Origin of the sequence: Burkholderia sp. AcTa6-5 (assembly GCF_017815075.1) — a bacterium.
GTDB lineage: Bacteria > Pseudomonadota > Gammaproteobacteria > Burkholderiales > Burkholderiaceae > Burkholderia > Burkholderia sola.
The window spans coordinates 1-24,667 of record NZ_JAGIQE010000028.1; the positions used below are offsets into that span (position 1 = coordinate 1).

Here is a 24,667-nt window from a genome sequence, read left to right on the forward strand (position 1 = left end):
GACTCTACGCCGATGATAGTGCGGATTCCCGTGTGAAAGTAGGTAATCGTCAGGCTCCCTAAGCCAAGAACCCCCGCCCGAAAGGCGGGGGTTTTTGCATTTCGGCGTCCCCAAAAGCATGTGGCGAAGCGTGACCGAGGCGACTCCGCTTTCCGCTTACGCAATCCATCGCAGCGAGCGAGCCCCTCATTCAGCGCTCTGCCGTTCTCGAGCACTCCGCGGTTGTGCCGTCTGAATCTCTCACCCCTCCCGCCAACCGGACCCATCCATCTTCAGATCGATTCCGTCCCACGCCATACTTCGGGTGACGATGTTGTGATGGCCGGTGATGCGCGATATTGAGCGACAATGATCGATAAATACCGCTTTCTGGCGAAAATCTCCGCATCTGCGCGTTCCTCGAGGTACCGCGTCATGCGCATCACTCGGCGAACGCAGCGCGAAATCCTCACAAAAATCTATGCGCATAAAGTTCATTCGCGCGACGTGCGCGGCAGAGCGGGGAGCCAACCCTTCGGGGTAATATCACCGTTCGTCCCGATTCCCGGGTGCTTGCCTGCATCCGCCCGCGATCGGCGCTTTTTGCATTTCGTCTCCCGCATCGTTCATGACTGACAGCCCTGCCCAAGGTGGTCGGACGACCGACTTCTTGCCGTATCTCGTCGCCGCGACGTTCTTCATGGAGTATCTCGACACGACCGTGATCGCAACCGCGCTACCGCAAATGGCGCGCTCGTTCGGTGTGGGGCCGAACGCACTGAGCCTCGGGATGACGGCCTACATGCTGGCGCTGGCGGTGTTCATTCCGATCAGCGGCTGGATCGCGGATCGCTATGGTTCGCGCACCGTCTTCGCGAGTGCGATCGTCGTCTTTACCGGTGCGTCGGTGCTGTGCGGGCTGTCCGAAGGCGTGATGTCGTTCACGGCTGCCCGGCTGCTGCAAGGTGTCGGCGGGGCGATGATGGTGCCGGTCGGGCGGATGATCGTCGTGCGCAGTACCGAGAAGGCGAAGCTGATGCGTGCGATCGCGACGATCACGTGGCCGGGCATCGTCGCGCCCGTCGTCGGGCCGCCGATCGGCGGCTTCATCACGACCTATGCATCGTGGCGATGGATCTTCCTGTTGAACGTCCCGTTCGGCCTGGCCGCGCTCGTTTGTACCTGGCTGATCGTCCGGAATACGCGGACCGACGAGCAACGGCCGCTCGACTGGGTCGGCTTCGTGCTGGCCGGCGGCGCCTTGACCTGCCTGCTGATCGGCACCGAAGCGGCCGGTCAGCAGGATGTCGACTTCGCGCGCGCGGTTGTCCTGGTGGGCGCGAGCGTGCTGTTCGGCATCGCTGCATGGTTGCATGCGCGACGCTGCGCGCATCCGCTGCTCGATTTCACGACGCTGAAGGTGCCGACGTTCTCGGTGACGGTCATCACCGGCTCGATCACGCGGATGGCGATCAACGCCGTCCCGTACCTGCTGCCGCTGCTGTTCCAGATCGGTTTCGGGCTGTCGCCGTTCCAGTCAGGGCTGCTGCTGCTCGCGAGCGCGCTCGGCAATCTCGGGATGAAGGCGGGCACGTCGTGGATCCTCGACCGTTACGGCTTTCGGCGCGTTGCGCTCGTCGACGTGACGATCGTCGGCATCTTCACGATCGCATGCGGCTGGCTGACCGCGTCGACGCCGCTGGCGATCACGCTGCTCGTCGTATTCGTCTACGGGCTCACGCGGTCGATGCAGTTCACGACGCTCGCGACGCTGGCTTATGCGGACATCCCGGCTCAGCAGACGAGTGCGGCCAGCACGCTGTGGAGCGCCGCGCAGCAGATGACGATCGGGATGGGGATCGCGTTCGGTGCATTGTCGCTGCGGCTCGCGGCATGGGGGCGCGGCGATGCGGCCGGCATGCATTACGTGCTCGACGATTTCCGCTGGGCGTTCGTCGCGGCGGGCGTGCTCGCGCTGCTGACGTTGCCGGGCTACGCACGGCTGGCGCTCGATGCCGGCGACCGGCTGCGGGCCAGCGTGGCGCGAGGATAGGCTGGACTGCAAATCATGTTCGCGGAGCGACAGGTGAGTAAGCGTGTTTCGTCGTGCTCACCGGAAGCGCTGATTCATTGCGACCGCGATCGCTTGACGGTCAGCGCAATCGGTCTTCGGCCGCCGCGGGCGAGCGGTGTTCTGGCCGGCCATGCTCGGTTGGACCGCTTTCCTCACGATGGCATGCGGTGCCGAGACGAGCATGAATGCAATGCGCAATAAGTGGCGCGGCAGCAGCGCAACTGTCCCCGCTCCCGCTACTGCGCGTCATGGAAGATGATGCCGACCGTGTGGCGATGGCCGCTTCGGATCCGGCTCACGCCGTGGCGCAGGTTGACGCGATAGACGCCGCGGGTTCCCTGCACGGGCCGGCCGTGTACCGCGAAGATCACTGCGTCGCCTTGCGTCAGCGGCACCACTTCCGCACGCGACTGCATGCGTGGCCGCTGTTCCGTCAACACGAACTCCCCGCCACTGAAATCGCGGCCCGGCGCCGACAGCAGGATCGCGACCTGCAGCGGAAACACGTGCTCGCCATACAGGTCCTGATGGAGGCAGTTGTAGTCGTCGGCGCCGTATTGCACGATCAGCGGCGTCGATCGCGTCTGTCCTGCCGCGTGGCAGCGATCGAGGAACGTCGCATGGTTTTTCGGATAACGGACGTCGATCCCGAGTGCCTGGTTCCAGCGATTCGCGATCGGTGCGAGATGCGGGTAGATCGTCGTGCGCAGCTCGGCGATGATCGCAGGCAGCGGATACGCGAAATATTTGTACTCACCGCGGCCGAAGCCGTGTCGCGCCATCACGACACGTGAACGATAGAGCGCATCGCGGGGATAGAGCGACGCGAGCGCATCGCACTCGCTTGCCGACATCAGGCCCGGCACGCGCGCGCATCCGTAGCGATCGAGCTCGGCATCGACGCTCGGCCAGTCGAGAGAGTCGACGCGTTGCGCGATGTCCGGCGGTTCGACGGCAGGGGGCAGATCGAGAATGTTCACGGGCGTACCTCGGGGCATCGGCGGTGTGGCGCCGTGCGGTCACGCACGGTCGAATCCACGATGAAAGTTGACGAACCCAGTCTAGCGGCGTCCGGGCGCCGGCACGCTCCAGATCTTGCGCTTTAATTCCGGCCAGGAAACGGGGAAACGTTGAAGGCGCGGCATCGGCACACTGAATGTGGCGACGGGCCGGAGCGGCGAGGGAAGCGGAAAGGCGGAGAAGCGGAGCGGCAGCGAAGCGCCACATCCAACCTACCGCAGCAGGTAGCCGGCTATCGCCCGCCCCCCGCCGCGTACACGATCACGCCAGCGACCGGAACAACCAGTAAAGCCCAGCCGCCAGCGCGATCGACGCCGGCAGCGTCAGCACCCATGCGAGGACGAGGCTGCGCACCGTGCTCCATTGCAGCCCGGAGCCGTTCGCCGCCATCGTGCCCGCGACACCCGACGACAGCACGTGAGTCGTCGACACGGGCAGCCCGTACATGTCGGCGGCGCCGATCGTCAGCATCGCGACCAGTTCGGCCGATGCGCCCTGTCCGTACGTCAGATGCTGCTTGCCGATTTTTTCGCCGACGGTCACGACGATCCGCTTCCATCCGACCATCGTGCCGAGACCCAGCGCGATCGCGACGGCGACCTTCACCCACGTCGGAATGAACTTCGTCGCGTGGTCGAGCTGCTTGCGATAGTTGTCGATCGCGAGCTTGTCGTCGGCGGCGAACGCGGGCTGGCCCGACTTCTCCATCAGACGAATGGCTTCGGACACCAGATACATCGTGTTGCGCACGTTGTCGACGTCGCGCTGCGGCACGGCCGCCATCGAGCCCGACGCGCCGACGGCGGTCGCAAGCGACGTGGACAGCTGCGCGACGGCCGGCAGCACGGCGGGCGTCAGTTCGCGATGCTGCACGTAGTGTTCGACATCGGCGCGCGGGTTCGCGGACGGCGCGACGCCGTTCGTGTATTTCCCGAACGTCGCGGCCGCCTGGTTCGCGACCGCCACGAAGGTCTGCGATTCGGCGGGCGTGACGGCCTTGTTCAGCGCATACGCGGTGGGCACCGTGCCGATCAGGATCAGCATGATGAGGCCCATCCCTTTCTGCCCGTCGTTCGACCCGTGCGCGAACGACACGCCGGTGCAGGTGAGGATCAGCAGGCAGCGAATCCAGAACGGCGGCGGCTGATCCTTCGGCGGCTCCTTGTACAACTCAGGAATCCGCACGGCGGCCTTCAGCACGAGCAGCAGCAGCGACGCACACAGGAAGCCGACGATCGGCGACAGCAGCAGCGACTTGCCGACGCCGAGCGCCTGGCCCCAGTCGACACCGCTCGTGCCGGACGGCCCGTGCAGCAGCTGGTTCATCAGCCCGACGCCGATGATCGACCCGATCAGCGTGTGCGAGCTCGACGACGGCAACCCGAAATACCAGGTCGCGAGGTTCCAGACGATCGCGGCGATCAGCAGCGCGAACACCATCGCGAAGCCCGAGCCGCTGCCGACCTGCAGGATCAGCTCGACCGGCAGCAACTGCAGGATCCCGAACGCGACGGCGCCGCTCGAAACCATTACGCCGAGGAAGTTCCACATGCCCGACCAGATCACCGCGACGTTCGGCGTCAGCGAGTGCGTATAGATCACGGTCGCGACCGCATTCGCGGTGTCGTGGAAGCCGTTGACGAATTCGAAGCCGAGCGCGATCAGCAGCGCGGCGCCGAGCAGCAGGTACGGGAACAACGTCCCTTCGCGGACCGGCGCCAGATCGTCGATCAGGTGCGTGGCGATATAGACGGCGCCGAGCACGAGCACCAGCAGGAACGCGGCATAGCCGATCTGCCGGGTGCGTGCGACGGAGCCCGGATTGTTCGGGGCGGATGAAGCAGGTTGATTCATGACGGCATCTCGTGAGGGAACCGCGTCCGATCCTAGCTGCGGCTAGCAGTCAGTTTGATGACAGTCGGGATGACGAACGGTGTGTCTTACGGGATGTAAGGCGAGCGGCGACATGCGACGCGTCGGCGCGCATCGTTCGCTCACATAGTGAGCAGGACAGTGAGTTTACGCGCCGGTGTCGCGCACGTTGGCGGCCGTCGCGGCCAACGTCCAGCCGCTCGGCGCCGCGACGAATGTCGTGCGCGACAGCGGCGCGACGTCGAGACGCGCGGCGGCCTCGAGGCTCATCCGCCGCACGTGCGCGAGGGTTGCGCGGACGATCGGCGCATGCGTGATCGCGACGACATCGCGATCCGTCGGCAGCGTGCTCAACCATGTGCCGACCCGATGCGCGGCGGCGTCGAACGATTCGCCGCGATGCGGCGACGCGGACGGCGTGCCGATCCACGCGGCCAGTTCGTCGGGCAGGTCGCGCGCGAGATCGTGCAGCCGCTTGCCGCGCCAGTTGCCGTAGTCGATGTCGCGCAGCGCGTCGTCGATGTCGGCGTGCAACCCGAGCGCATCGGCGGTCTGCGTTGCGCAGCGTGCCGGGCTGCACAGCACGAGCGAGCCGGCAGCACCCGTCAACCGGCCGCGCAGCGCAGCGGCTTCGGCGAGCCCGTGCGCGTCGAGCAGGTCGTCGTCGGGAAACGTGCCGGTGCGCATCGCGCGGGTCGATGCGTGTGCGATCAGGCAGAGCGAGGCAGGTTTGGTCATGTCGGTTGTCGGATGATCCGGAGCGGGACGCGCTTACCCGTGTGTCATCGCTTCAATACGCGAACGTTCGCGCGTACAATTCGCCCGATACGAAGCGCGGAAGCCGGTGCAATTCCGGCGCGGTCGCGCCACTGTAACCGGGGAATCGACGATCCCGGAAGCCAGACCTGCCTTCGTACCCATCCATCATTTGTCGGGGCGCGATTCCCCTGAGGTGCATCCATGAGCGAAGCAGTGCTGAAGCCGGCGGTCGTGCCGGCACCCATCCCCGTCCGCGAGCTGTTGCCCTGGGCCGTGTTCGTCGGCCTGATCCTGCTGCTCGCGCTGTATTTCGTCGGTGCGGAACAGGGCGCGACGTCGCTCGTGCCGGGCATGTATGTCCACGAATTCGTCCACGACGGCCGCCATCTGCTCGGCTTTCCCTGCCACTGACGCGGAGCCTGCGATGGTTGGAAAGCTGCTCATGCGCGGGATGCTCGCAGGCATCGCCGCGGGCCTCCTCACGTTCGGTTTCGCCAGGATCGTCGGCGAACCGCAAGTCGATCAGGCGATCGCCGTCGAAGAGAAAACCGCCGCCGCCCAAGGCGAGGCGCCGGAACCCGAGCTGGTCAGCCGCCACACGCAGGCCGGCCTCGGGCTGCTGACGGGCGTCGTGACGTACGGCGCGGCATTCGGCGGGCTGTTCTCGCTGGTGTTCGCGTATGCGTACGGACGCGGCAGCCGCCTGCCGGCACGGCCGCTGGCCGCGTGGCTCGCGCTGGCGGCGTTCGTCGCGCTCGTGATCGTGCCGAACCTCAAGTACCCGGCCAATCCGCCGTCGGTCGGCGACCCCGACACGATCGGCTATCGCACCGGCCTGTTCTTCCTGATGATCGCGATCTCGGTCGCGACGATGGTGTTCTCGGTCGGCGTGCGCCGCCATCTGCTGGCGAAGCTCGGCCCGTGGAACGCATCGATCGTCGCCGGGCTCGTGTTCGTCGCGATCATCGCGGCCGTGCAGATCGGGCTGCCGTCGGTCAGCGAGTTGCCGGCCGATTTTCCGGCGACCTTGCTGTGGAAGTTCCGCGTGGCGGCCATCGGCATGCAGGTGATCATGTGGACGACGATCGGCCTGCTGTTCGGCGCGTGGGTCGAGCGCGGCGAACGCGCCGGCCTGCGCGCCGCCTGACGCGCGGGGCAACCGGGCGCGCCTAGCGCAGCATGCGCGGCGCGCTCCACGTCGATTCGCGCGCCAGCGCGACGAACGCGGCCAGATAGTCGATCGCTGCGTCCGCTTCGCGGATGCCGAGGAAGATCTGCTTCGCGATGCCGTTCTTGCCGAGCTTGACCGGCACGACCGGCATCCGGTCCGCATACTCGTCGGCAAGCCACCGCGGCAGCGCGGCCACGCCGCGCGCGCTCGCGACCATCTGCAACATGATGTCGGTCGTCTCGATCGACTTGTGCCGCCTCGGCACGATGCCGGCCGGCGTCAGGAACTGGTTGTAGATGTCGAGCCGGTCGGTCTCGACCGGGTACGTGATCAGGATCTCGTCGGTCAGTTGTTCGGGCGTCACGTAGTCGACATTCGCGAACCGGTGCGAATCCGCGACCACCAGCACCTGTTCGTAGTCGAACACCGGGTCGAAGCGCAGCCCCGGCTTGTTCAGCGGATCGGGCGTCACGAGCACGTCGATGTCGTAACCGAACAGCGCGCCGATGCCGCCGAACTGGAAGCGCTGCTTCACGTCCACGTCGACGTCGGGCCAGCGCGACAGGTACGGCGACACGACCTTCAGCAGCCACTGATAGCACGGGTGGCACTCCATCCCGATGCGCAGCGTGCCGCGCTCGCCCTTCGCGTACTGCTTCATCCGCTCCTCGGCGAGCTCGAACTGCGGCAGCAGCCGGTTCGCCAGCTTCAGCAGATAGTGCCCGCCCTGCGTGAGCCGCAGGCCGCGGCCTTCGCGGTCCCAGATCGCCGTGCCGAGCTGCTGCTCGACTTTCCTGACGGTGTGGCTGAGCGCCGATTGCGTGAGGTGCAGCGCATTGGCCGCCGCGGTCAGCGAGCCTTGGCGCTCGACTTCACGTATGACGACGAGATGGAATCGTTCCAGCATGGATTGCGTGCATCGGGCAGATGCATGAAAAATGTTAATGGATGAATGAAATAATGCCATTTTATTTCATGGTTTGAAATCCCTATGATGGCTGCCGGATCTACACTTTCTTCTGGACGGCAGCTTCATGGTCACGACACACAACCTCGGTTTTCCGCGCATCGGCGCGAAGCGCGAACTCAAGTTCGGTCTCGAACGCTACTGGAAGGGCGAATCGTCGCGCGACGAACTGAAGGCGCTTGGCGCCGAGTTGCGCCGACGTCATTGGCACGACCAGCGCGATCTCGATCTCGCGCCGATCGGCGACTTCGCGTTCTACGACCAGGTGCTCGACATGAGCTTCACGCTCGGCAACCTGCCGAAGCGCGTGCAGGATTTCCACGGCGATGCGCTCGACAATTATTTCCGCGTCGCACGCGGCCGTTCGGCGCAGTCGACGGAGGAGCACGCCGCGTGCTGCGGCGGGATCGCGGCCGGTGAAATGACGAAGTGGTTCGATACGAACTACCACTACATCGTGCCGGAGTTCCATGCGGACACGAATTTCTCGCTCGATCCGTCGCGTCTGCTCCAGCAACTCGCCGAAGCGACCGCGCAGGGCGTGAATGCGAAACCGGTGATTCTCGGCCCCGTCACGTACCTGTGGCTCGGCAAGGCGAAGGACGATTCCGACCGCCTCGCGCTGCTGCCGAAGCTGCTGCCGGTGTACGGCGCGCTGCTCGACACGCTGACCGCGCAGGGTGTCGAATGGGTGCAGATCGACGAACCGATTCTCGTGACCGAGCTCGATGCCGAATGGCGCCAGGCATTCCGCATCGCGTATGAGGCGCTGGAAACGCGCCGCATCAAGCTGCTGCTCGCCACGTACTTCGGCCAGCTTCAGGACAATCTGACGCTCGCGGCGTCGCTGCCGGTCAACGGCCTGCATATCGACGCGATCAACGCACGCGACGAAGCCGACGCGCTGGTGCGCGAACTGCCGCCGGAGCGCGTGCTGTCGGTCGGCGCGATCAACGGCCGCAACATCTGGAAGACCGACCTGAACGCCGCGCTCGACTGGCTCGAGCCGCTCGCGAAGCAACTGGGCGACCGGCTGTGGCTCGCGCCGTCATGCTCGCTGTTGCACGTGCCGGTCGATCTCGCGAGCGAAGAGAAGCTCGACGCGGAAATCCGCTCGTGGCTCGCGTTCGCGCTGCAGAAGCTCGACGAGCTGAAGGTGCTTGCGACCGCACTGAACGAAGGCCGCGACAAGGTGGCCGACGCGCTCGCCGCGAATGCCGCCGCGATCGATTCGCGGCGCCGCTCGCCGCGCGTGAACAACCCGGCGGTGAAGGCCGCGCTCGCGCGCATCGACGCGCCGCTCGGCAACCGCGCGAGCCCGTATACGCAGCGTGCATCGAAGCAGTCGGCGCGCCTGAACCTGCCGGCGTTCCCGACGACGACGATCGGCTCGTTCCCGCAGACCGCCGACATCCGCCAGGCGCGCAGCCGGTTCAAGGCCGGCGCGCTGGACGAAGCCGGCTATCGCGCGGCGATGCAGGCCGAGATCGAACGCAGCGTGCGCGAACAGGAATCGCTCGAACTCGACGTGCTCGTGCATGGCGAAGCCGAGCGCAACGACATGGTCGAATACTTCGGCGAGCAACTCGACGGCTATGCGTTCAGCCAGTTCGGCTGGGTGCAGTCGTACGGTTCGCGCTGCGTGAAGCCGCCGATCCTGTTCGGCGACATCAGCCGCCCGAAGGCGATGACGGTCGAATGGATCGCCTATGCGCAGTCGCTGACGGACAAGCCGATGAAGGGCATGCTGACCGGCCCTGTGACGATCCTGAACTGGTCGTTCGTGCGCGACGACCAGCCGCGCTCGGTGTCGTGCTACCAGCTTGCGCTGGCGATCCGCGACGAAGTGCTCGATCTCGAGAAGGCCGGCGTGCGCGTGATCCAGATCGACGAAGCCGCGCTGCGCGAAGGGCTGCCGCTGCGCCGCGCGCAATGGAGCGACTACCTGAAGTGGGCGGTCGAGTCGTTCCGCATCACCGCGAACGGCGTGCAGGACGATACGCAGATCCACACGCACATGTGCTATTCGGAGTTCAACGACATCATCGCGTCGATCGCCGACATGGACGCGGACGTGATCACGATCGAGACGTCGCGCTCCGACATGGAGTTGCTCGATGCGTTCGACACCTTCAAGTATCCGAATGAAATCGGGCCGGGCGTGTACGACATTCACTCGCCGAACATCCCGACGCAGGATCATATCGTCGGGCTGATGAGGAAGGCGGCCGAGCGGATTCCGGCGGAACGTCTGTGGGTGAACCCGGACTGCGGGCTGAAGACGCGTCAGTGGGAGGAAGTGATTCCGGCGCTGACGAACATGGTCGCCGCGGCGAAGACGCTGCGTAGCCAGGTGCGGTAACCACGCAGCGAATGCAGGGCGGTAGCGGTCGCCGATCGTCGATCATCGATCATCGATCGGGCGGCAAAGAAAACGACCCGCGAAAGCGGGTCGTTTTACGTCATGCATGCATGTGCGACAGGCGCTACGCGTCGAGCGCTACGCGGCGCGTGCGCCGCGCGGCAGCGCTTCGCGCGTCTTGCCGGGCGCGCCCGCATCGTCGATGCTGACGCGGCGCGAGATCAACCACACGCACAGCGACGACAGCACGGCGGCGCTCGTGTACTGGAGCGCGAGCGGCCACCATTGCGGGGCCGCGTTCTGCGCGATCAGCGTCGCGACGAGCGGCGTGAGGCCGCCGGCGAGCGCGCCGCACACCTGGTACGCGATCGAAATTGCCGTATAGCGGATCCGTGCGATGAAGATGCCGCTGACGAAGCCCGCGACGACCGAGTAGTAGCCCGATTCCGCGAGCGTCGCGAGGCCGACGCCGACCGTGATCGACACCGGCGTGCCCATATGCACGAGCGGCAGCATCACGAACGGGACGATCATTGCCCACGCGCCCGTGATCAGCAGCACGCGCGTGGTGCCGAAGCGCTGCGCGAGGAACGCGGCCGCGAGCTGCACGACGAACTGCAGCACCGCGACGATCGTCATGCAATGCAGCACCATCGACCGGTCGAGCGACAGGAACTGGGTCGCGTAGCTGATCATGAAGATGTTGCTGAAATACACGCCGGCGATCCCGTACACGTTCGCGCCGATCGCGAGCAACAGCAGCGGCCAGGCCTTGAGCGCCTCGCGCAGCGGTTTTTGCGCGATGTTGCCGCTCTTCCTGACTTCCTCGAACTCGGGCGATTCCGACACGCTCGCACGGATCACGAAGCCGACGACCAGCAGCACGGAACTCGCGAGGAACGGCACGCGCCAGCCCCAGCTCATCATGTCGTCCTTCGACAGCGTGCTGATCGCGCCGAACGCGAGCATCGACAGGATCAGGCCGCTCGCGCTGCCCAACTGCGCGAACGACGCGAAGAACGTGCGCTTGCCTTCGGGCGCATGCTCGCCGGCCAGCAGCACCGCGCCGCCCCATTCGCCGCCCACTGCGATGCCTTGCAGCACGCGCATCAGCACGAGCAGGATCGGTGCGATCACGCCGGCTTGCGCATGCGTGGGAAGCAGGCCGATCGCGACCGTCGACACGGCCATCAGCATCAGCGTCGCGAGCAGCGACCGCTTGCGGCCGAAGCGGTCGCCGAGATAGCCGAACATCACGCCGCCGAGCGGCCGCGCGAAGAAGCCGACCGCGAACGAGCCGAACGATGCAAGCAGGCTGATGAAACGGTTTTCGCCGGGAAAGAACAGCGGCCCGAACACGATGGCGGCGGCGGTCGCATAACTATAGAAGTCGTACCACTCGATCGTGGTGCCGACGAACGACGCGAGCGCCGCCCGCTTCGGTTGCTTGACGGAAGTCCCCATCTTTCTGTGTACTCCTCTGGAATCCTCTGATTTGGAATAGGTCGTGTAGCGGGATCGGTCGTCAGTCGCGATACGCGACGCCCGGCAGCACGCACAGCAGCTCGTACGCGAGGTTCGCGCCGAGCAGCGCGGTGGTGCCGAACGGGTCGTACGGCGGCGCGACTTCGACGAGATCGCAGCCGACAATGTTCAGCCCCTTCGCGCCGCGGATGATCTCGAGCGCCTGCGGCACCGTGAGGCCCGCGATTTCCGGCGTGCCGGTGCCCGGCGCGTAGGCCGGGTCGATGCCGTCGATGTCGAACGTGACGTAGACGGGCGTGTCGCCGATGCGCGCGCGCACTTCTTCCATCAGCGGCGCGAGCGACTTGTTCCAGCATTCCTCGGCCTGGACCACGCGGAAGCCCTGCTCGCGGCACCAGTCGAAATCCTCGGCCGCGTAGCCGGTGCCGCGCAGGCCGATCTGCGTGACCTTGTCGCCGTGCAGCAGCCCTTCCTCGACCGCGCGGCGGAACGGCGTGCCGTGCGCGATCTTTTCGCCCATCATCGTGTCGTTCACGTCGGCGTGTGCATCGACGTGGATCAATGCAACCTTGCCGTGCTTGCGGTGGATCGCGCGCAGGATCGGCAGTGCGATCGTATGGTCGCCGCCGAGCGTGATCGGCTTGCAGTCGTGCTCGAGAATCGCGTCGTACGCGGCTTCGATGCGGGCGATCGAATCGTGCAGGTTGTACGGGTTGATCGCGACGTCGCCGATGTCGGCGATCTGCAGCGAATCGAACGGTGCTGCGCGCGTGGCCATGTTGTACGGGCGCAGCAGCACGGATTCGGTGCGGATCTGGCGCGGGCCGAAGCGCGCGCCGGTGCGGTTCGACGTGCCGAGATCGAACGGCACGCCGACGAAACAGGCGTCGAGGCCTTCGGCGCTCGACACGTGCGGCAGGCGCATCATCGTCGCGATGCCGCCGGAGCGCGGCATTTCATTGCCGCCGAGCGGCTGGAAATGGATGGGGTCGTTCATGGGGTCGTCTCTTCCGGTGTGGGGTTGCCGTATCATGCGACGCGGCCTGGCGCACAGTTTTACGCGCTCGGCCGGGAAAGAAGAATGCGAAGATATCGACGTAAACATCGATCTTCATCGATGTATGGAAGGGGATGAACGTGCTGGGGAATCTGTCGACCCTCGATCTGCGGTTGATCCGCGTGTTTCTCGCGGTCACGGACGCGGGCGGCGTGTCGGCCGCGCAGGCGATGCTGAACGTCGGCCAGTCGACGATCAGCGCGCAGCTGTCGTCGCTCGAGACGCGGCTCGGCTACCGGCTCTGCGAGCGCGGCCGCAGCGGCTTCCGGCTCACGCCGAAGGGTGAGCGGTTCCACGCGATGAGCCGCAGGCTGCTCGCGGCGCTCGACGAGTTCGGGATGGCCGCGCGGCACATGGACCGCCAACTGGTCGGCACGCTGAACATCGGCCTGATCGGTCATACGCCGGTCAGCCAGAATGCGCGGATCGCCGAGGCGATCGCCGCGTTCCGCACGCGCGACGAGGCCGTGCGCTTCTCGATTTCGGTGCGCGCGCCGGGCGATCTCGAGGAAAAGCTGCTGAGCAACGAGATCCAGATCGCGGTCGGCTATTTCTGGCATCGCGTGCCGACGCTGGACTACACGCCGCTGTTCATCGAGCGGCAGGTCGCGTACTGCGGCCGCGGCCATCCGCTGTTCGAACGCGCCGGCACGCTGACGCCGGCCGACGTCGCCGGCTTCGAGTGGGCCTGGCGCTCGTATCCGCTGCCGGAGGCGCAGATGTCGACGACGCCCGATCGCGTGACCGCGACCGCCGACAACATGGAGGCCGTCGCGCTGCTGATCCTGTCCGGTCATCACCTCGGCTACCTGCCGCAGCACTTCGCGGCGCCGTATGTCGCGCAGGGGCTGCTCGCGCCGCTCAATCCCGAGCAGCTGCACTATGAAGTCACGTTCCACATGGTCGTGGCGCGCGACGGGCGCGGCGATCCGGTCGTCGAAGCGTTTCTCGAGGATCTCGAACGCGCGCATCAGTCGCTCGACGCGGTGTGACGCCGGCGCGGCCGACAATGTGAACAAGCGTTGCGCGCGCGGCTTGTCGGCCCGGCGTGCGTCACGGCACCGGCAACCCCGCGTCGTGCTTCACCTCGCGCAACGACAGCGCCGATTCGATCGACGTCACGCCCGGCAGCATCCGCAGCGAATCGCGCAGGAACGTGCCGTAGTCGTCGAGGTCGCGCGCGACCACCTGCAGCAGGTAATCGGCCGTGCCTGCTACGTTGTGGCACGCGAGGATCCGCTCGATGCCGAGCACTTCCCGTTCGAACCGGTCGGCGACCTTGCGGTCGTGCGTCGCGAACCGCACGAGCACGAACGCGACCACGCCGAAGCCCAGCGCCTGGCGTGACAGCTGCGCGCGATAGCGCTCGATGTAGCCGTCGTTTTCCAGACGTTTCAGGCGCCGCGCGCAAGGCGTCTCGGACAGGCCGACGGATTCGGCGAGCCGTGCGATCGGCAGGCGGCCGTCGCGTTGCACCGCGGCGAGTATTGCGCGGTCGGTTTTGTCGAGCTCGGTCATTTTGGTGGAATCCTTTTTACAGTTTCGTGATTGTGGCGGATTCCCCTATGAATCGCCATTCCTGAGCCAAAGTTGGCCAATAATCCCTCCGCCTTCAGCGGCAACATATCGTCATTGAAGGACGGGGGCAGACCATGATTTCCACGCATTTGCTGTTGATTTATCTCGCCGCGCTGGCGGCCATTTACGCGGTGCCCGGGCCCGACATGGCGCTCGTGCTGCAGACCAGCATCGGCCGCGGCGTGCGGCCGGGGATGGCCGCGGCGGCCGGCCTGTCGCTCGCGCGCACCGCGCACGTGACGCTGTCGGCGTGCGGTGTCGCGGCGCTGATCCGCAGCGCGCCCTGGTTGTACGAGGTGATCCGCTACGGCGGCGCGTTCTATCTCGCGTACGTCGCGATCCAGGTGTTCCGCTCGCCGGTGTTCGCGCTCGGCGACGGCGACGCGGCGGCGGGCGAGTTGCGGCAATCGTTCGTGAAGGGGCTGCTGACCAACCTGCTGAACCCGAAGGCGCTGCTGTTCTGCTCGGTGCTGCTGCCGCAGTTCGTGCGGCCCGAGGCCGGGCCGATCGTCTGGCAGATGTTCGCGCTCGGCGCGCTGCTGGTGGCGGCCGGCGTGTGCTTCGACCTCGCGTGCGTGTTCGGCGCGTCGCGCATCGCGGCGTGGATGCGCGCGCATCCGCTCGCGCAGACGGTGCAGCGCTGGACCTTTTCCGCTGCGTTGATCGGTTTTGCGCTGCGGTTGTCGATGGACTGAGACCGAGCGCCGCCGCATGGTCGCCGCGCGGGTAGGCAGGCCGCGCGCGATGCCGGCCTTCGCGCGCACGCTTGCCGCAGAAGGGCGTGCGCGCAAATCGTCTGACTGTTCTAAACTTCCTCTACCTTCGCGCCGTCGCAAACGCGCCGTCGCGAATCGACTGACCGAACGGAACCGTCTTCCGCGGGCTATGTCCGATTTCCTGGCTGTTCCGTGCAACGCGGTACCAAGGAGGGTCTGAACATGGCAAGGCATCTTCAAGCCGACCGTGAACCCCGTATCGTCGCCGAGTCCAAGTGTCTCGGCCAGTGCGATCCGGCAGAACGCATCCACGTCACGATCATGTTGCGGCGGCAGGAAGAAGGGCAACTCGATGCATTGGTCCACCAGCTCGCCAGCGGCGACGCCGGTGCAAAACCGCTGTCGCGCGACGCATTCGCGCAGCGTTTCTCCGCCAATCCCGACGACATCCGCAAGACCGAGGACTTCGCGCACCGTCATCAACTGACGGTCGATCGTGTCGACCCGGTCGAAAGCGTCGTCGTGGTGTCCGGCACGATCGCGCAGTTCGAAGCCGCGTTCAGCGTGAAGCTCGAGCGTTTCGAGCATCGGTCGATCGGCCAGTATCGCGGCCGTTCGGGCCCGATCACGCTGCCCGACGAGCTCGGCGATGCGGTGACGGCCGTGCTGGGCCTCGACAGCCGGCCGCAGGCGCGGCCGCACTTTCGCTTCCGTCCGCCGTTCAAGCCGGCGCGCGGCGCGGCGGCCGTCACGTTCACGCCGATCCAGCTTGCGTCGCTGTACGACTTTCCGGCCGGCGACGGCGCCGGGCAATGCATCGCGATCGTCGAACTCGGCGGCGGCTATCGCGCGGCCGACATCCAGCAGTATTTCCGCGGGCTCGGGATCACGACGCCGCCGACGCTCGTCGACGTGAACGTCGGCACCGGCCGCAATGCGCCGACCGGCGAGCCGAACGGCCCGGACGGCGAAGTCGCGCTCGACATCGAGATCGCCGGCGCGATCGCACCGGCCGCGAAGATCGCCGTCTACTTCGCGCCGAACAGCGACGCGGGCTTCATCCAGGCCGTCAACGCCGCCGTCACCGACAAGACCAATCGGCCTTCCGTGATCTCGATCAGCTGGGGCGGCCCGGAAGCGATCTGGCAGGCGCAGTCCGCCCATGCGTTCAACCGCGTGCTGCAGGCGGCCGCCGCGCAGGGCATCACCGTCTGCGCGGCGTCGGGCGACAGCGGCTCGGGCGACGGGCTGCAGGATGGCGCCGATCACGTCGATTTCCCCGCGTCGAGCCCGTACGTGCTCGGCTGCGGCGGCACGCAGCTCGACGCGCTGCCCGGGCAGGGCATTCGCAGCGAGGTCACGTGGAACGACGAGGCGTCCGGCGGCGGGGCGGGCGGCGGCGGCGTCAGTTCGCTGTTCGACCTGCCGGCATGGCAGCAGGGGCTGAAGGTCGCGCGCGCCGACGGCACCACCACGCCGCTCGCGAAGCGCGGCGTGCCGGACGTGGCCGGCGACGCGTCGCCGCAGACGGGTTACGAAGTGTCGGTCGCCGGCACGCCTTCGGTGATGGGCGGCACCAGCGCGGTCGCGCCGCTGTGGGCCGCGCTGATCGCGCGGATCAATGCGACGGCCGGCGCGCCGGCCGGCTGGATCAATCCGGTGCTGTACAAGCATCCGGGCGCGCTGCGCGACATCACGAAGGGATCGAACGGCACGTATGCGGCCGCGTCCGGCTGGGACGCGTGCACGGGCCTCGGCAGCCCGAACGGTGCGCAACTCGCCACGATCCTCGCGCGCAAGCCGTCGAGCTGACGCGCCGGCGCACGCCTTTCCGTTCGACGCGGGTGGTCTGCCCGCGTCTTTTTTCACCTCCAGGAGCAGCACGATGGGCATCGATTCCGCATCTTCCGGCGGCGTGTATCCGCTGCATCACGGCGACCACAATTCGCATGGTGTGCCGCCGACCATCAACCCGGTCGCGCTGAGCCACGGCCGCGACCAGCCGTTCTTCGATCCGGTCGCGTACGGCAACGGCCCCGACGACTCGGTGACGGACACGACCGAGGCGGCCGCGATCACGCACCACACGATCCTGATCGATGGCAAGCGGATCGCGTACACGGCGACGGTCGGCCACCTGGTGACGGTCGATCCGAGCAGTTCGCAGCCGGCCGCGAAGATTTTCTACGTCGCGTTCACGGCCGACGGCGCGAAAGAGGAAACGCGGCCCGTGACGTTCTTCTATAACGGCGGGCCCGGTTCGTCGTCGGTGTTCGTGCTGCTCGGCTCGTTCGCGCCAAAGCGTATCAAGACGTCGATGCCGGGGTTCACGCCGCCCGCGCCGTACCAGATCGAGGACAACCCGGACAGCATGATCGACCACAGCGACCTGGTGTTCATCAATCCGGTCGGCACCGGCTATTCGGCGGCCGTCGCGCCGAACAAGAACCGCGACTTCTGGGGCGTCGACCAGGATGCGGATTCGCTGAAGCAGTTCATCAAGCGCTACCTGACGAAGAACAACCGGTGGAATTCGCCGAAATACCTGTTCGGCGAATCGTACGGCACCGCGCGCAGCTGCGTGCTCGCGTACAAGCTGCACGAGGACGGCGTCGACCTGAACGGCGTCACGCTGCAATCGTCGATCCTCGATTACCGGCAGGCCGGCAACCCGGTCGGCGCGCTGCCGACCGCCGCGGCCGATGCGTGGTATCACAAGAAGCTCGGCATCAAGCCGGCGCCGAGCGATCTCGGCGCGTTCGTCGAGGAAGTCGCGCAGTTCGCGCGCACCGACTACCTGAGCGCGCTGCGCGCGGTGCCGCATGCGAACCCGGCCACCGTGCAGAAGCTGTCGGCATACACGGGCATCGATACGGCGACGCTGCAATCGTGGGGGCTCGACATCGCCGGCTACGACACGCGCGGCAATTCGCTGTTCCTGACGACGCTGCTGCATGCGCAGGGGCTCGCGCTCGGTTCGTACGACGGCCGCGTGACCGGGATCTCGTCGGGCATCGCCGGCAAGATCGACCCGAATTCGGGCGGCAACGATCCGACGATGACGGCCGTGACGGGCGTCTATACGGCGATGTGGAACAGCTACCTGAACGAGCAGTTGAAGTTCACGTCGAACTCGGCGTTCACGGACCTGAACGACCAGGCCTTCAAGAACTGGGATTTCAGCCACATCGACCCGACCGGCGCGCAGCAGGGCATCGATGCGCAGGGGAACGTGATCCTCTACACGGCCGGCGATCTCGCCGCGGTGATGGCGCTGAACGTCGACCTGAAGGTGCTGTCGGCGAACGGCCTCTACGATTTCGTCACGCCGTTCTACCAGACCGTGATCGATCTGCAGCAGATGCCGCTGGAGGACCAGAAGGTGCGGCAGAACCTGTCCGCGCGGTTCTACCCGTCGGGGCATATGGTGTATCTCGACGGCGGCTCGCGCACCGCGCTCAAGCGCGACCTCGCGACGATGTACGACGCGACGGTCAGCGATACGGGCGCGCGGCTGCGGATTCGTGCGCTGCAGGCGAAGAAGACGGGCGGGAACGCATAGCGTTGCCCGGCGCCGATGTGCCGCGCGCAGCCGTGACGGTGCGCGCGGCGGTATGTCGGTAGCCGGGCGGCCGGCTTAGGCGGTCGGCCAGTCGAACATCGTGTACGGCAGCGCGCGCTTGTGGCGCGACCCGTCGTAGAAGCGCAGCACCGTTTCGTAGACGCGGTCGGCGACCGGCTTGCCTTCGAGGAAATCGTCGATCTCGTCGTAGGTCACGCCATACGCGTGCTCGTCGGGGCGCAGCGGGCGCAGTTCCTCGAGGTCGGCCGTCGGCACCTTCATCACGATCAGCTCGTCGCCGCCGAGCGCGCGTGCGACCCCGCGCACACGACGCTTGCTCAGGCCCGCGAGCGGCAGGATGTCCGCGCCCCCGTCGCCGAACTTCGTGAAGAAACCCATCAGCGATTCGGCCGCGTGGTCGGTGCCGATCACGATGCCGCGCCGCGCGCCGGCCACCGCGTACTGCGCGATCATGCGCTCGCGCGCCTTGATGTTGCCGTGCACGAAATCCTGTTGCGCGGGGTTTTCGAACGCGTGGCCGGACGCGACCAGCGAACGGAGCATCGCATCGGCGGCCGGCTTCACGTCGACCGTCAATACCTCGTCCGCGCGCACGAACGCGAGCGCGCGCTGCGCATCGTCTTCGTCGTTCTGCACGCCGTTCGGCAAGCGCATCGCGATGAAGCGCGCGTCGTAGCCACCGGCGCGCAGCTTTTCGACCGCGAGCTGCGCCAGCCGGCCGGCCGTCGACGAATCGACGCCGCCGCTGATGCCGAGCACGTAGGTCCGCAGGCCGGTCGAACGAAGGTATTGCGCGAGGAAATCGACGCGGCGGTCGATTTCGGCCTCGGCGTCGAAGTGCGGGGCGACGTTCAGTTCGGCAATGATCGCGCGTTGGCGGCTGGCGTAATCGGCGGATGTCATGAGGAAAGTTCCGGGACGAAATGCAAGGCGCTCATCATAAGCGCAATCGCGGCGCGCCGCCGCGCCGGACAGGCGTTTCCGGCGGTTTCGCGTTGCATCGGCGAGACGCGCCGCATCGCCGTGGTGCGCGGTGCGCCGGGCGGGTGCAGGAGATGCTGCGCGAAGGGCGGCCGTGCGCGCGGCTTCAGCGAGGAGGGATGGAGGCCCGATGATGGCGTGGCCGCTCGATCCCGCGTGCGTCTTCGCCCGTCAGCGCCGCGCGAGCACGACGCCCACCAGCGCGAGCGCGAAGCCGGCGAGCTGGATCGTCGCGAGCGTTTCGCCGAACAGCGCGTAGCCCTGCAGCGCGGCCAGCGGCGGCGCGAGAAACAGCAGCGACGTCGCGCGCGCCGCATTGCCGTGCCGCAGCATCCACATCAGCATCGTGACCGCGCCGCCGGACAGGAACACGACGCCCCACACGAGCGACACCCACAGCGCCGGCGCGTCGATCCAGCGGGTTTCATGGAGCAGCACGACGAAGACGGCCGCGACGAGCGCCGCGCCGAAGTTCTGCACGGCGACCGCCGTGCGCAGGTCGCTCTGCGCGAGCTTGCCTTTCTGGTACAGCGAGCCGGCGGTGATCGCCCCGACCGCCAGCACCGACACGGTGACGACGAGCCACGCAGGCGCGGCGCCCGGCGGCGGCGCGACGCCGCCGGTGACTTTCGGCGCGAGCACGAGCGCGACGCCGGCCAGCCCGAGCGCCATCCCGAGCCAGCCGCGCGCGGGCAGACGTTCGTTGAACAGCGGAACCGCGAGCACGGCGGTGGCAAGCGGCTGCAGCGCGCCGAGCAGCGCCATCACGCCCGCATTCAACCCTTGCGCGACGGCCCAGTAGCTCGCGCCGAGATAGACGCCTTGCAACAGCGCGCCGGCGATCAGGTGGCGCGGCCATTCGCGGCGGGCCGGCCACGGCGCGCGCGCGGCGAGCGCGACCACGCCGAACAGCGCGGCCGTGCCCGCGAAGCGCACGAGCAGGAACAGGTTCGGATCGGCGTAGGGCTTGATTGCCCGTGCAACGATGAAGCCGGTGGACCAGAGCGCGACGAAAACGGCGGCGACGATCGAGTTGAGCATGCGTGACGGGCCGCGACGCGGCCGGACAGATCCGGAAAGTCGGCCAGTATCGGGCGAAGCGACGCTGGCGTCTTGTCGAATCCTGCACTCATGCCGCGCGGCGCGTGACGGTGCGGGCGATCATCGCGCGCCAGGGGTGCGGTGTGGTGGGAGCGAGCGCCCGTCGCGCGGGGCGGGCGCGCAGCAGCGACGCTCAGTCGATCGAGAACGTATCGAGCGGCTGGTTGGCGCGTGCGTCGGTCGCGAAGCGCGCGGCGAGCTGTTCGTAGAGCCGACGCGCTTCGTCGAGCGTCAGGTCGATCCAGTACGGATCGCCTGCCGCGTCGTTGAGGCGTTCCGGCGGAAACTGGATTTCGATCACACTGCCTTTGCGATACATGGCGCGAGCCCCTTTATTGGTCGGTCTTGGTCGGTCGTTCGGCGAAGCGCAAAGTGTAGCAACCGGCGCCGCGCGGATTCGCGCGCGCCGGGCAATACAGAATTTCGCTTTCGGGCAACGCGCGCGGCCGCCGCCCGGCCGTGTTACCCGGCCCGGTCAAATGGTCGTCAAACGTCCGTAATACAATGGCCGGCTTACCCATTACCAGTCGCCTCGGGCGCACACGCGATGCTCGCGGAACAACGTCATCAATACATCCTGTCGGCGCTCGGACGCTCGGGCGCGCTGACGGTCGCGGAACTCGTGCGTTCGCTCGACGTGTCGCGCGAAACGGTGCGGCGCGACCTGAACGCGCTGGCCGCGCGCGGCCTGCTCGTGATGACACATGGCGGCGCGCTGGCCGCGGATCGCCGCGAGCCGAGCCTGTCCGAGCGCGAAGCCGCGAACGCCGACGCGAAGCGCACGATCGGGCGGCGCGCGGCCGAATTCGTGCCCGACGACGCATCGGTGCTGATCGATTCGGGCAGCACGCCGCATGCGGTCGCGCTGGCGCTCGCCGACCGGCACCGGCTGTCGATCTACACGAACGACTGGCGTACCGCGTTCGTGCTCGCGCGGCGCAACGGCAACCGCGTGACGTTGCTCGGCGGCGAGCTGTCCGACGACGAGGACGCCACGTTCGGGCTCGACACGATCCACCAGCTCGCGCAATACCACGTCGATTTCGCGTTCGTCGGCGCCGGCGGCATCACGCCCGACGGCGAGTGCACCGACTACTCGCGGCTCGCGGCCGAAGTGCGCAGCCGGATGATTGCGGCGGCGGGCACGGCGATCATCGTCGCCGACCATTCGAAATTCGGCCGCGTGACGCCGGTGCGGATCAACGGCACGTCCGCCGCCCGCTATCTGGTGACCGAACGCGCACCCGACAAGGCCGTGCGCCGCGCGCTGACGGCGCGCGGGATCGAGCTGCTCGTGTGCGACTGACGCGCGTCCGACATACAGGGTTCATCGAACGGTCATCGCGCGGGAAGAACCGCCATCAAGACTGACGCATTCATCTCGACCGGCCGCCGGGCCAGGGAGCAACGAATGACCGTCAGCGTGCGCAGCTATCTTTCCCCCACCCTGGTCCTGCTGGCTTTCGACTGGCCCGATGCGGCGTCGCGGTCCGATTTCCTCGGCTTCGCGATCCGGCGCACGCCGGGTTTCTGGTCGGCCGACGGCAAGACGCGTGCGCCGGACAGCTGGCTGCCCAACCGCCTGACGTTCGACGGCCCGGCCGCCGACACGCAGGGCGATGCGCCGACCGATCAGGCGCCGATCCAGAAATTCATGTGGTGGGACGCGCGCATCGATCCGCAGGACCGCGGTGCGTCGTTCCGCTACGACGTCTATCCGGTCGTCGGCACGCCGGCGAACCTGCAGGTGCTCGACGCGCAAGCCGGCGTGTGCGACGTCGTGCTGCCCGCGCACATCGAGGACGGCATCGGCACGTGGTTCAACCGCGCGGTGGTCAGCTCGCAGGCGTTCGCGAAGCAGGTCGCGGCGCTCGGCCTCGCGCCGAACGAGGCGCCGAGCGCCGCGCAGGCGCTGAAGCTGCGCACGTGGCTCGCGAACGACATGGAGCAGGTGTTCGCGCAGATGCTCGATCCGGCATCGCGCGCGGTGTCGGCCGTCTATCACCTGACCGACACGCTGTGGGCGCTGCCCGCGTTCGACGCGTTCGGCCGCCAGCACGGCGAAGCGTCGCTCGCGATCGTCTACGACGCGCACACGACGGCGCGCAAGGGCAAGCCGCCGCTGCCGTCGCCGAACCAGCCGGCCGTCGATGCGCTGCAGGGCCTCGCGACGCTCGCGCCGCGCGACAAGACGCACATCATGCACGACAAGTTCATCGTGACCGATGCGCCGTCGAACCCGGCGCCCGCGCGCGTGCTGACCGGCTCCGCGAACTTCACGACCGAGGGGCTGACCGAGCAGGCCAACGTGCTGCATGCGTTCGACTCGCCTGCGCTCGCCGCGCTGTACAACGAGCGCGCGCATGCGCTGGCCGGGAATCCGTCGATTGCGGAGACCGCGCGGCTGTCGCCGGGCTGGTCGGCGCCGATGACGATCGGCAGCGCGCAGGTGCGCGTCGCGTACTCGCCGGAGCCCGCGGGGCAGCGTACCGAGATCGATACGATCGTCGCCGCGATCGCGGCCGCGAAGCATTCGGTGTCGTTCTGCCTGTTCATGCCGACCGACGCGGCGCTGCGCGACGCGTGTTTCGCGGCTGGCGACCGCGGGCTGATGATGTTCGGCCTCGTGAACAAGATCAGCGTCGGCAGCGCGACGAAGGCCGATACCGCGCAGCACGACGGCCAGACGCTCGATGCGGCGACGCTCGCGAACCTCGAGCTGTACCACCGCAGCCGCGACAACCACGACGTGATCGACGCGTCGTATTTCTCGCCGGCCACGGTGCCGCAGGGTTTCGAGCCGGAGTTGCGGCTTTTCCCGGGCGAACCGGCGCCGGTTTTCCCGCCCGTCGTGATCCATCACAAGTTCATCGTGATCGATGCGGAAGGCGCGAATCCGGTCGTCTATACGGGTTCGGCGAACATGAGCCGCAATTCCGAGCAGTACAACGACGAGAACGTGCTCGAGATCCGCGACAAGCGGATCGCGGCGATCTATCTCGCGGAATTCCTGCGGCTGTACGAGCACTACCGCGCCCGCGCGCTGGCGATCCATGCGAAGCAGCAGCACGGCACGGGTACGCATGCGCGGCTCGCGCTCGCGCCCGATTCGAGCTGGGCGAAGAAGTATTACGTGGCGGGGAGCCCGGAACGGAAGGCGCGGATCGCGCTGGCGTCGACCGCGCCGACGGACTGATGCGCTGAAGTGCTGAATGAAGTTCGCGGGGCACGGATGTCGCGTGCCCCGGCCGGCGACTACCGCCGCTTACGCGGCGACGTAGCGGAGCACCGCGTCGGCGATCGTGTCGCGATGTCGCGCGCGCAGGCGCGGTGCCGACGGGTCGCGGCCGAATGCAGCGCCGAACGTGTAGCGGTTCGCCACGCGGTGGAAGCAGAACGAGCTGATCAGCAGGTGCAGATCGAATGCGTCGATGTCCTTGCGGAACACGCCGCTGGCCGCGCCGCGCTCGACCAGTTCCTCGAGCGTCTTGATGATGCTGACGTTGCGGTTCTTGAACGACTTCAGCTGTTCGACATACTTCGCGCCGTGGATGTTCTCGATCGACACGAGGCGGACGAAATCGCGATGCTTGTCGTGATAGTCGAACGTGAATTCGACGAGACGGCGCATGCCTTCGCGCGGCTCCATGTCGCCGACGTGCAGTTCCTGCTCGAGCGCGCGGATGTCGCCGTATACCTTCTCCAGCACGGCCTCGTACAGGCCTTCCTTGCTTTCGAAGTAGTAATAGAGCATCCGCTTCGTCGTGTTCGTGCGCTCGGCGATCGCGTCGACGCGCGCACCGGCGAGGCCCATCGCGGAGAATTCCTGCGTGGCGACGTCGAGGATGTTGCGCTTGGTTTGCTCGGGATCGTATTTGCGCCGCGCGTCGGACGCAAGCGCGCGGGGGTCGGACGTGGCGGCCTTGCTTCCTGCTTTCATGTGACTTTGTTCTGGTTCGCGG

Annotated in this window: 21 protein-coding genes and 1 riboswitch; of the genes, 10 read left to right on the top strand and 11 right to left on the bottom strand. The window is 67.1% G+C overall.

The genetic code is table 11. The features are described from left to right. The first annotated feature begins 607 nt into the window (after nt 1–607). On the top strand, nt 608–2,032 hold the full coding sequence (locus J8I33_RS28610) for a DHA2 family efflux MFS transporter permease subunit (RefSeq protein WP_089489693.1): 1,425 nt from the start codon (nt 608–610) through the stop codon (nt 2,030–2,032). 257 nt (nt 2,033–2,289) lie between these two features. On the opposite strand, the gene J8I33_RS28615 is transcribed toward J8I33_RS28610, so the two are convergent. From J8I33_RS28615 to J8I33_RS28625, 3 genes are all read right to left on the bottom strand, one after another. Continuing rightward, entirely contained in the window at nt 2,290–3,051 is a 762-nt protein-coding gene (locus J8I33_RS28615; protein ID WP_209939550.1) for a 2OG-Fe(II) oxygenase, read from the bottom strand. 283 nt (nt 3,052–3,334) lie between these two features. Beyond that, a complete protein-coding gene (locus J8I33_RS28620) occupies nt 3,335–4,927 on the bottom strand; it encodes an inorganic phosphate transporter (RefSeq protein WP_050016329.1) in 1,593 nt (530 codons plus the stop codon). Nucleotides 4,928–5,092: 165 nt separating this feature from the next. Next, entirely contained in the window at nt 5,093–5,683 is a 591-nt protein-coding gene (locus J8I33_RS28625; RefSeq protein ID WP_209939551.1) for a histidine phosphatase family protein, read from the bottom strand. Nucleotides 5,684–5,729: 46 nt separating this feature from the next. Next, nucleotides 5,730–5,873: riboswitch (cobalamin riboswitch) on the top strand. Nucleotides 5,874–5,905: 32 nt separating this feature from the next. Between J8I33_RS28625 and J8I33_RS28630 the strand changes: the two genes are divergently transcribed. Both J8I33_RS28630 and J8I33_RS28635 read left to right on the top strand, forming a co-directional pair. Further along, on the top strand, nt 5,906–6,115 hold the full coding sequence (locus J8I33_RS28630; RefSeq protein WP_006488502.1) for a CbtB-domain containing protein: 210 nt from the start codon (nt 5,906–5,908) through the stop codon (nt 6,113–6,115). Nucleotides 6,116–6,128: 13 nt separating this feature from the next. Continuing rightward, a complete protein-coding gene (locus J8I33_RS28635; RefSeq protein WP_050016325.1) occupies nt 6,129–6,851 on the top strand; it encodes a CbtA family protein in 723 nt (240 codons plus the stop codon). Nucleotides 6,852–6,873: 22 nt separating this feature from the next. On the opposite strand, the gene J8I33_RS28640 is transcribed toward J8I33_RS28635, so the two are convergent. After that, a complete protein-coding gene (locus J8I33_RS28640; RefSeq protein ID WP_050016323.1) occupies nt 6,874–7,782 on the bottom strand; it encodes a LysR family transcriptional regulator in 909 nt (302 codons plus the stop codon). A gap of 127 nt (nt 7,783–7,909) precedes the next feature. Between J8I33_RS28640 and metE the strand changes: the two genes are divergently transcribed. Next, the gene (metE, locus tag J8I33_RS28645) at nt 7,910–10,204 is read left to right on the top strand and encodes a 5-methyltetrahydropteroyltriglutamate--homocysteine S-methyltransferase (RefSeq protein WP_209939552.1); all 2,295 of its coding nucleotides are present in this window, start codon (nt 7,910–7,912) and stop codon (nt 10,202–10,204) included. Nucleotides 10,205–10,342: 138 nt separating this feature from the next. Here metE and J8I33_RS28650 read toward each other — a convergent pair whose 3' ends face one another. Both J8I33_RS28650 and speB read right to left on the bottom strand, forming a co-directional pair. Further along, a complete protein-coding gene (locus J8I33_RS28650; protein ID WP_176016388.1) occupies nt 10,343–11,668 on the bottom strand; it encodes an MFS transporter in 1,326 nt (441 codons plus the stop codon). 61 nt (nt 11,669–11,729) lie between these two features. Further along, nucleotides 11,730–12,686: an agmatinase gene (speB, locus tag J8I33_RS28655; protein WP_209939553.1), complete on the bottom strand. Its 957-nt coding sequence runs from the start codon at nt 12,684–12,686 to the stop codon at nt 11,730–11,732. 134 nt (nt 12,687–12,820) lie between these two features. Here speB and J8I33_RS28660 point away from each other — a divergent pair, with 134 nt between their 5' ends. Continuing rightward, nucleotides 12,821–13,738: a LysR family transcriptional regulator gene (locus J8I33_RS28660; protein WP_209928835.1), complete on the top strand. Its 918-nt coding sequence runs from the start codon at nt 12,821–12,823 to the stop codon at nt 13,736–13,738. 61 nt (nt 13,739–13,799) lie between these two features. Here the strand turns inward: J8I33_RS28660 and J8I33_RS28665 are convergent, their stop codons facing one another. Next, nucleotides 13,800–14,264: an Lrp/AsnC family transcriptional regulator gene (locus tag J8I33_RS28665; RefSeq protein WP_050016315.1), complete on the bottom strand. Its 465-nt coding sequence runs from the start codon at nt 14,262–14,264 to the stop codon at nt 13,800–13,802. Nucleotides 14,265–14,398: 134 nt separating this feature from the next. Between J8I33_RS28665 and J8I33_RS28670 the strand changes: the two genes are divergently transcribed. From J8I33_RS28670 to J8I33_RS28680, 3 genes are all read left to right on the top strand, one after another. Then, a complete protein-coding gene (locus J8I33_RS28670) occupies nt 14,399–15,019 on the top strand; it encodes a LysE family translocator (protein WP_209939554.1) in 621 nt (206 codons plus the stop codon). A gap of 243 nt (nt 15,020–15,262) precedes the next feature. Further along, nucleotides 15,263–16,852, top strand: a complete 1,590-nt coding sequence (locus tag J8I33_RS28675; protein ID WP_124556279.1) for a S53 family peptidase — start codon at nt 15,263–15,265, stop codon at nt 16,850–16,852. A 73-nt stretch (nt 16,853–16,925) separates the two neighbouring features. Next, nucleotides 16,926–18,602, top strand: a complete 1,677-nt coding sequence (locus J8I33_RS28680) for a peptidase S1 (protein ID WP_089492755.1) — start codon at nt 16,926–16,928, stop codon at nt 18,600–18,602. Nucleotides 18,603–18,677: 75 nt separating this feature from the next. On the opposite strand, the gene nadE is transcribed toward J8I33_RS28680, so the two are convergent. From nadE to J8I33_RS28695, 3 genes are all read right to left on the bottom strand, one after another. Further along, nucleotides 18,678–19,526 carry an ammonia-dependent NAD(+) synthetase gene (nadE, locus tag J8I33_RS28685; protein WP_089489686.1) on the bottom strand — a complete coding sequence of 283 codons (849 nt, stop codon included), beginning with the start codon at nt 19,524–19,526 and terminating at the stop codon, nt 18,678–18,680. A 249-nt stretch (nt 19,527–19,775) separates the two neighbouring features. Beyond that, on the bottom strand, nt 19,776–20,645 hold the full coding sequence (locus J8I33_RS28690) for a DMT family transporter (RefSeq protein WP_209939555.1): 870 nt from the start codon (nt 20,643–20,645) through the stop codon (nt 19,776–19,778). 193 nt (nt 20,646–20,838) lie between these two features. Further along, nucleotides 20,839–21,024, bottom strand: a complete 186-nt coding sequence (locus J8I33_RS28695) for a hypothetical protein (RefSeq protein ID WP_006480515.1) — start codon at nt 21,022–21,024, stop codon at nt 20,839–20,841. 228 nt (nt 21,025–21,252) lie between these two features. Between J8I33_RS28695 and J8I33_RS28700 the strand changes: the two genes are divergently transcribed. Further along, nucleotides 21,253–22,011 (top strand): DeoR/GlpR family DNA-binding transcription regulator, encoded by a 759-nt coding sequence (locus tag J8I33_RS28700; protein WP_050016302.1) that lies wholly within the window; start codon nt 21,253–21,255, stop codon nt 22,009–22,011. 105 nt (nt 22,012–22,116) lie between these two features. Beyond that, a complete protein-coding gene (locus tag J8I33_RS28705) occupies nt 22,117–23,901 on the top strand; it encodes a phospholipase D-like domain-containing protein (protein WP_209928845.1) in 1,785 nt (594 codons plus the stop codon). Between the two features lie 69 nt (nt 23,902–23,970). Here the strand turns inward: J8I33_RS28705 and J8I33_RS28710 are convergent, their stop codons facing one another. After that, nucleotides 23,971–24,645, bottom strand: coding sequence for a TetR family transcriptional regulator (locus tag J8I33_RS28710; RefSeq protein ID WP_012339399.1), 675 nt, complete (start codon nt 24,643–24,645; stop codon nt 23,971–23,973). Nucleotides 24,646–24,667 lie beyond the last annotated feature (22 nt).

What these genes read in the sequence shown, in the direction of transcription:
- J8I33_RS28610 (WP_089489693.1), top strand. Translation starts at nt 608, where the DNA reads ATGACTGACAGCCCTGCCCAAGGTGGTCGGACGACCGACTTCTTGCCG.
- J8I33_RS28615 (WP_209939550.1), bottom strand. Translation starts at nt 3,051, where the DNA reads ATGCCCCGAGGTACGCCCGTGAACATTCTCGATCTGCCCCCTGCCGTC.
- J8I33_RS28620 (WP_050016329.1), bottom strand. Translation starts at nt 4,927, where the DNA reads ATGAATCAACCTGCTTCATCCGCCCCGAACAATCCGGGCTCCGTCGCA.
- J8I33_RS28625 (WP_209939551.1), bottom strand. Translation starts at nt 5,683, where the DNA reads ATGACCAAACCTGCCTCGCTCTGCCTGATCGCACACGCATCGACCCGC.
- J8I33_RS28630 (WP_006488502.1), top strand. Translation starts at nt 5,906, where the DNA reads ATGAGCGAAGCAGTGCTGAAGCCGGCGGTCGTGCCGGCACCCATCCCC.
- J8I33_RS28635 (WP_050016325.1), top strand. Translation starts at nt 6,129, where the DNA reads ATGGTTGGAAAGCTGCTCATGCGCGGGATGCTCGCAGGCATCGCCGCG.
- J8I33_RS28640 (WP_050016323.1), bottom strand. Translation starts at nt 7,782, where the DNA reads ATGCTGGAACGATTCCATCTCGTCGTCATACGTGAAGTCGAGCGCCAA.
- metE (WP_209939552.1), top strand. Translation starts at nt 7,910, where the DNA reads ATGGTCACGACACACAACCTCGGTTTTCCGCGCATCGGCGCGAAGCGC.
- J8I33_RS28650 (WP_176016388.1), bottom strand. Translation starts at nt 11,668, where the DNA reads ATGGGGACTTCCGTCAAGCAACCGAAGCGGGCGGCGCTCGCGTCGTTC.
- speB (WP_209939553.1), bottom strand. Translation starts at nt 12,686, where the DNA reads ATGAACGACCCCATCCATTTCCAGCCGCTCGGCGGCAATGAAATGCCG.
- J8I33_RS28660 (WP_209928835.1), top strand. Translation starts at nt 12,821, where the DNA reads ATGAACGTGCTGGGGAATCTGTCGACCCTCGATCTGCGGTTGATCCGC.
- J8I33_RS28665 (WP_050016315.1), bottom strand. Translation starts at nt 14,264, where the DNA reads ATGACCGAGCTCGACAAAACCGACCGCGCAATACTCGCCGCGGTGCAA.
- J8I33_RS28670 (WP_209939554.1), top strand. Translation starts at nt 14,399, where the DNA reads ATGATTTCCACGCATTTGCTGTTGATTTATCTCGCCGCGCTGGCGGCC.
- J8I33_RS28675 (WP_124556279.1), top strand. Translation starts at nt 15,263, where the DNA reads ATGGCAAGGCATCTTCAAGCCGACCGTGAACCCCGTATCGTCGCCGAG.
- J8I33_RS28680 (WP_089492755.1), top strand. Translation starts at nt 16,926, where the DNA reads ATGGGCATCGATTCCGCATCTTCCGGCGGCGTGTATCCGCTGCATCAC.
- nadE (WP_089489686.1), bottom strand. Translation starts at nt 19,526, where the DNA reads ATGACATCCGCCGATTACGCCAGCCGCCAACGCGCGATCATTGCCGAA.
- J8I33_RS28690 (WP_209939555.1), bottom strand. Translation starts at nt 20,645, where the DNA reads ATGCTCAACTCGATCGTCGCCGCCGTTTTCGTCGCGCTCTGGTCCACC.
- J8I33_RS28695 (WP_006480515.1), bottom strand. Translation starts at nt 21,024, where the DNA reads ATGTATCGCAAAGGCAGTGTGATCGAAATCCAGTTTCCGCCGGAACGC.
- J8I33_RS28700 (WP_050016302.1), top strand. Translation starts at nt 21,253, where the DNA reads ATGCTCGCGGAACAACGTCATCAATACATCCTGTCGGCGCTCGGACGC.
- J8I33_RS28705 (WP_209928845.1), top strand. Translation starts at nt 22,117, where the DNA reads ATGACCGTCAGCGTGCGCAGCTATCTTTCCCCCACCCTGGTCCTGCTG.
- J8I33_RS28710 (WP_012339399.1), bottom strand. Translation starts at nt 24,645, where the DNA reads ATGAAAGCAGGAAGCAAGGCCGCCACGTCCGACCCCCGCGCGCTTGCG.